The sequence below is a fragment of the Arsukibacterium sp. genome, assembly GCF_036735525.1.
Lineage (GTDB): Bacteria > Pseudomonadota > Gammaproteobacteria > Enterobacterales > Alteromonadaceae > Alishewanella.
Genome location: NZ_DAINOE010000125.1, coordinates 1 through 5,241, shown reverse-complemented (window position 1 = coordinate 5,241; position 5,241 = coordinate 1). Strand labels below are relative to the sequence as shown.

Here is a 5,241-nt window from a genome sequence, read left to right as displayed (position 1 = left end):
CGCCAAGCAACGGCATATTGAAGGCTGGCAACGGCCGGTGAAGCTGAAAAAATAACTGCCTTTTAATACACAGAGCCCGCGATAGCGGGCTTTGCTGTTTAATGGAAAAGCTTAAAAGCATTTTAAATTTTGTGATACCAGACTAGGTTATTCGGTTTCATTAAAGGCATTATCCAATTGTTCGGTGAGCGCGGTCAGTACGCTGTGTTTTGATAACTGCAACTGTTTTGCCGCCAAGGTTAACTGTACCAGTTGCGGCAGCAGTTGCGCTAGCCTGGCCTGTTCACTTTGCGTCGCTGCTGTGGGCTGCGCTATGGTCATGGCTTTGCCCCGCTGGCGCTCCAGTATCCCCTCTGTTTCCAGCAGGTTATAGGCTTTAGAGATGGTCATCGGATTTACCGCATACTGCGCGGCCAGCTCGCGCACCGATGGCAATGCATCGCCACTTTGTAACTGACCGCCGGCGACCATGCGTTTAATTTGCTCTGTCAGCTGGCGGTAAATCGGCTCACCACTGTTGGGGTTAATGCTAAACATGGCGTTGCCTTATAAAAGTTGCAGCCTTGGTAAAATCACGCTTTCGCCAGCCCTTAAGAGCAAAGTAACGCAGGACTATGGCCAGCAACCCTAAGTTGCCTATCATAAAAAACTGTGAAGTCAGACTGGCCAAAAGTACCATTTCCGGGGGGAAACTGATTAACATCACCATAATGCTGAACACGGCAATACTGCTTTTCGGCACACACAGCACCAAATAAGTTAACGCCAGAAGTAGGCAGATCAACAGCAGTGCACTTGAAATATAAGTGGGGTTTTGTGGTTGCCAGCAATACAGTAGTAGTAGCAAAGGCATACTAAATAGCATGAGCTGCGATAAAAAATACCGCTCTAAAAAACCAAAAACTTCGCTGCGGCTTTGCGATAACAACAGCCAGGCACTTTTAACCTGGCCCAGGCTCCTTTCTAATAAATTCAGCCAATAAATAAAAGGTACAGCAAATATAGTATCATCAAGTAGCTTCCAACCCAGTTCAGGGAACCAACGCCACTCTGCATTCAACCAAAAGAACGTCAGCGTTTGCACTGCTGGCAGCAGTGCGCAGGCGGCACAATACACCAAGAAGCGCATTTCAGCTTTGGCATTGTGCTGAAACAGATAACAGGCCCCTAAAGTAGTTTGATGTCTGGGTACGCTGCGCCAGTAAAATGAGCTTTGTTGCTGATATGGCGAAGAAATGGGCTGTTTACGTCGCTGGACTCTGCAGGTAATAATGCCGACAGCAATGACGGCAAGCATTGCCAAACCAACCTTAAAAAACTCAGACCAAACTGTATTCGAAACCAGGCGAAATAGGGGCTTTGCCCAGATATGCTGTAAAATTAGCAACCAGAAGATCACTACTTGCCCGGTTTTTTTGAGCTGAGTAGATGCGTTTAGCCAATAGGCATGCAAAATTAGGTGTAAGCAAAGGCCAATGAAAAATGCTTCTGCATAAGCCAGCTGATAAAAATGTACTAAGCCCGGTAAGGTCAGCAATGTTAGTGTGGTGGCCAGTAAGAAAGGTAAGTATTTAAGCTGTTTTTTGCTGAACAACAACTGGCCATAGCTGCTGCTGAGCAATTGGTTGATCATAGGGAGTAAGCTTAAATAATAGTAGCCGAGCATAAACAATATGCCGATATATAAAAAGGGCGTGCTGGCAAACCCCAAAACCCAGAAAAAAGCGATGAATAACCACCAAATAAAGCTTATCTCCAGCAGCGTCAGCAAGCGGTATAGTTGCTTAAATATTGCGAAACTAAACAGGCTACGGCTATCTGGTGCTAAAGGTTGAATCATAACCCTGTCCTAATCTGCGGTGCTTTAAGCAATTTAAGCTTGCCCCAGTCTTGCCCCATTAGCTGGCGTTGGACTTGCTGGCGTAGCAGTGCGCTAAGGCCAGCGGTAATAGTGGCCAATAGCAGCAAAGCCAGAGGTTGTTGCCAGTACAACAGTAAGTATGAGACAACAGCAATATTGAGAGTAATCATTACCAGGCCTGTCCAGACCAGCGATTGGTTGATTAACCGCCAGCTTAGGTAGGTGCTGCACAGCAGTATGCTTGGCCACAGCAATAACATGGCCGCTGCGGTGGTCACATCAGGGAAGATCAGCACCAGCAACGGGCTGATAATCAGGGTGGCCAGCAAGGTTTCTTGTAACGCTTGCTGCTCTAACATCTGAAACAGTTGCTGGCGGCTGATTGGTAAAGTTAGCCAGGCACGGCGCACTCTTCTTAGCATATTGCTAAGCTGCTCAGTGAGCAGGAATACCGGAAACACCACAAATAACACCAGCAGTAGGCTCTGCTCTTTAATGTCGGCATTACTGAACAATTGCATGCTTAACCACAGCATGCCCGGCAAATACCAGCAACAAGCCAGGGTTCTCAGGCCTCTGGCGCGCCAGCTGTCACCTTGGCCCAACAGTAAGCTGCCATGCAAGCTGGCGGCTTTGCGGGTAAAGCGTTGCAAAAACAGCTTATAGTTGGCGTGCTGAAACTTAACAATAGTGCTATGGCGTGCTGAGTGGCGACCTGGCGCCAGCCAGCGAGTTGCGAACCAGACTAACAGCAAAGTATTAACTATCAGCAGTATGCTAATCAGCACGGGCTGGCCAAGTTCTGCTAAAAACAGTGGCAGCTTGCTGGCAAAAAACAGCACCAGCAAGGCACTGTTAAACAGCAGCGGTAAAATATGACCAAACAAAAAGCACGGCAATATTAACAGTGCCATGGCAAACACACCCAGTTGCATCGGCAACCAGAAACCTTTATCAACCATCTGCATCACCATGCCGCAGACTAGCCCGAAAATAAGGGGCAGCGTTAGCAGCAGTAGACGGCTATGTGGGCGAAAATAAGGTAATAATAACCAGCTGCGGTTACGGCTTAGTGGCATAAACTGCAAGGGAATACAGAACATCAGCAACATCAGACATACCAACGGCACAACGGCAATTTTAGGCTGACCTGTCAGGCTTGCCGCTAAAGTGGCTGTCAGTAAAATGCACCACAAAAATTTGGTGGCTAAGCTCGGCCACAGGATACGGCCGGTTAAACTCAGCAGGGCACTCATGCATGCATTTCCAAAAAAATGTCTTCTAAATTTAGCTGCTCTACCCGGATCTTGGCACCCAGTTGTTGTTGCAAGGGCGCTAATAAGGCTGGCTGCCACTGGCTAACGCTCAGGCTGGCATGTTTGCCATAGTGTTGCTGGCGCAATATGCCCGGAACAGGCAGCGTTGCCGGTAAGTTTTGTTCGGCATCAATATGCAGCTTTACCACTGATTCTTTTAACGTATCCAGCTCACCCTGCCACAGCAGTTGCTGATCTTTTAACAGCCATACCTGATTGGCTACCCGCTCCATGTCGGTGACAATATGCGAGGAAAATATAATGGTAGTTTGCTGCTCTACCGCAATATTCACTAACTCGGTTAAAAACTGGCGGCGGGCAATAGGATCCAGGCTGGCCACCGGCTCATCCAGAATAAGCAGCCGCGGTTTGTGACACAGTGCCAGTATGATAGAAAGCTTTTGGCGTTGTCCTACCGACAGCTTACTGATGCGTCTGGCTAGCGGGATTTCCCAACTCTGGCAAAGCCGGTCACAGAGTTGTTGATCCCAGTTAGGCTGAAAGCGCTCAAATAACTGCAGCTGCTCATAAGGGGATAACTGTTCCAGCAGTTCATCTTGTTGCGGCACAAAGCCAATGTGTTGTTTTTCGCGGGCGGCGATCTCAGTGCTTGGGGTACCAAACAGCCGTATCTCACCCAGCTCAGGTACGGCAAAGCCTAAAATGGTTTCAAGTAGGGTGGTTTTACCTGCACCGTTTTTGCCCAGCAAAGCAATAACATCACCCTGGTTGGCGCTGGCGGTAATATTGTTTAACACCAGGCGCCCATCAAAGGCGCGTTGTAAGGCATTTATCTGTATCACTGGGGGCATATCACTGTCTCCGCTTTATCTGTATTAATACACTAATACAGTTTTGGCGGATCAGCAAGGGCTAAGTGCAAAAAATTAACAGAGTTAATCCATTTGCTAATGAGCGTAGGATTTTCGCAGCCATTTGCGGGCCAGGGGGTAGCCTGTGCCCGCAGAGGGGGTAACTATCAGGCGGTTTTATCTACCAGCACCGCAATAGCACCATCGCCGGTAACATTACAGGCAGTGCCAAAGCTGTCTTGCGCCATATACAGCGCTATCATCAGTGCTATCGCGCCTTCGCCAAAGCCCAGCATGGTACCGAGCAAGCCAACGGCCGACATTACCGCACCACCTGGTACACCGGGCGCGGCCAGCATCACTACGCCCAAGGTTAAAATAAAGGGGATCATGGTAAAGAGTGACGGGATATCCAGATTATTTTGCATCATCATCACCGCCACCGCACAACTGACAATGGTAATGGTAGAGCCGGCTAAATGGGTGGTAGCACACAACGGCACAGTAAAGTTAGCCACATCCTCTTTTACACCATTGTTTTTGGTTGCTTGTAAAGACACTGGTATGGTGGCCGCGCTCGACATGGTACCCAGTGCCGTAAAATAAGCCGGCAGCATATTTTTGATAAGTAAAACCGGCGATTTACCGGCTTTAATGCCGGCCAGTACAAATAACGCCACTATCCACAACCAGTGCAGGGCTAATGCCATCACCAGCACTATGCCAAAGGTCTGCAAGGTAACAAAAACCGAACCAGCGGCGGCCATCTGGGCAAATACCCCGGCGATATACAATGGTAACAGCGGGATAATCACTTTGGTCAGCAGTAATTGAATAATATCGCGGCCCTGATCAGACAGTTGCTTTAGCGATGTCGCTTGAGTTGTGGCTATGCCTAAACCAAAAATAAAAGCCAGTGCCAGCGCGGTCATCACATTAAATACCGGTGGGATATTCAGCTCAATATAGGGGGTTAAATTAACACCATCGATACTGGCTAAATCCGCGGCGGCAGGCGCGAGGAGCGGGATAAGGCCGGCGGCAACTAAAAAAGCAAAGGTACCGGCAGCAATTGTCGACAAATAAGCTAAACCTAAGGTACGGCCGAGCAGCTTGCCGGAATTACGGGGCAAGGCGGCAATGCCGCTGGTAATAAAAAATAAGATAAGCAGCGGTATGGTGAAAAATAACAGCTGACCAAACAGCGCTTTAAAGGTAATTAAAATTTGGGTAAGCCAATGCGGAGCATAGA

At 48.5% G+C, this 5,241-nt stretch carries 5 protein-coding genes; all 5 read right to left on the bottom strand.

What is annotated here, in order from left to right; all coding sequences use genetic code 11:
* Positions 1-147 precede the first annotated feature (147 nt).
* Positions 148-537, bottom strand: coding sequence for a GntR family transcriptional regulator (locus V7D78_RS15810; protein ID WP_333609425.1), 390 nt, complete (start codon positions 535-537; stop codon positions 148-150).
* Positions 530-1,840: a hypothetical protein gene (locus V7D78_RS15805; RefSeq protein ID WP_333609424.1), complete on the bottom strand. Its 1,311-nt coding sequence runs from the start codon at positions 1,838-1,840 to the stop codon at positions 530-532. The genes V7D78_RS15810 and V7D78_RS15805 overlap by 8 nt, the downstream gene beginning before the upstream one ends.
* The gene (locus tag V7D78_RS15800) at positions 1,837-3,117 is read right to left on the bottom strand and encodes a hypothetical protein (protein WP_333609423.1); all 1,281 of its coding nucleotides are present in this window, start codon (positions 3,115-3,117) and stop codon (positions 1,837-1,839) included. Before V7D78_RS15800 ends, V7D78_RS15805 begins: the two co-directional genes overlap by 4 nt.
* Positions 3,114-3,989 (bottom strand): ABC transporter ATP-binding protein, encoded by an 876-nt coding sequence (locus tag V7D78_RS15795; protein ID WP_333609422.1) that lies wholly within the window; start codon positions 3,987-3,989, stop codon positions 3,114-3,116. The genes V7D78_RS15800 and V7D78_RS15795 overlap by 4 nt, the downstream gene beginning before the upstream one ends.
* 167 nt (positions 3,990-4,156) lie before the next feature.
* Positions 4,157-5,241 (bottom strand): dicarboxylate/amino acid:cation symporter (locus V7D78_RS15790; protein WP_333609421.1); only part of this gene is annotated, 1,085 nt, incomplete at its 5' end.

Excerpts from the sequence above, each read along its gene's own strand:
- V7D78_RS15805 (WP_333609424.1), bottom strand. The coding sequence starts at position 1,840 with ATGATTCAACCTTTAGCACCAGATAGCCGTAGCCTGTTTAGTTTCGCA.
- V7D78_RS15810 (WP_333609425.1), bottom strand. The coding sequence starts at position 537 with ATGTTTAGCATTAACCCCAACAGTGGTGAGCCGATTTACCGCCAGCTG.
- V7D78_RS15800 (WP_333609423.1), bottom strand. The coding sequence starts at position 3,117 with ATGAGTGCCCTGCTGAGTTTAACCGGCCGTATCCTGTGGCCGAGCTTA.
- V7D78_RS15795 (WP_333609422.1), bottom strand. The coding sequence starts at position 3,989 with ATGCCCCCAGTGATACAGATAAATGCCTTACAACGCGCCTTTGATGGG.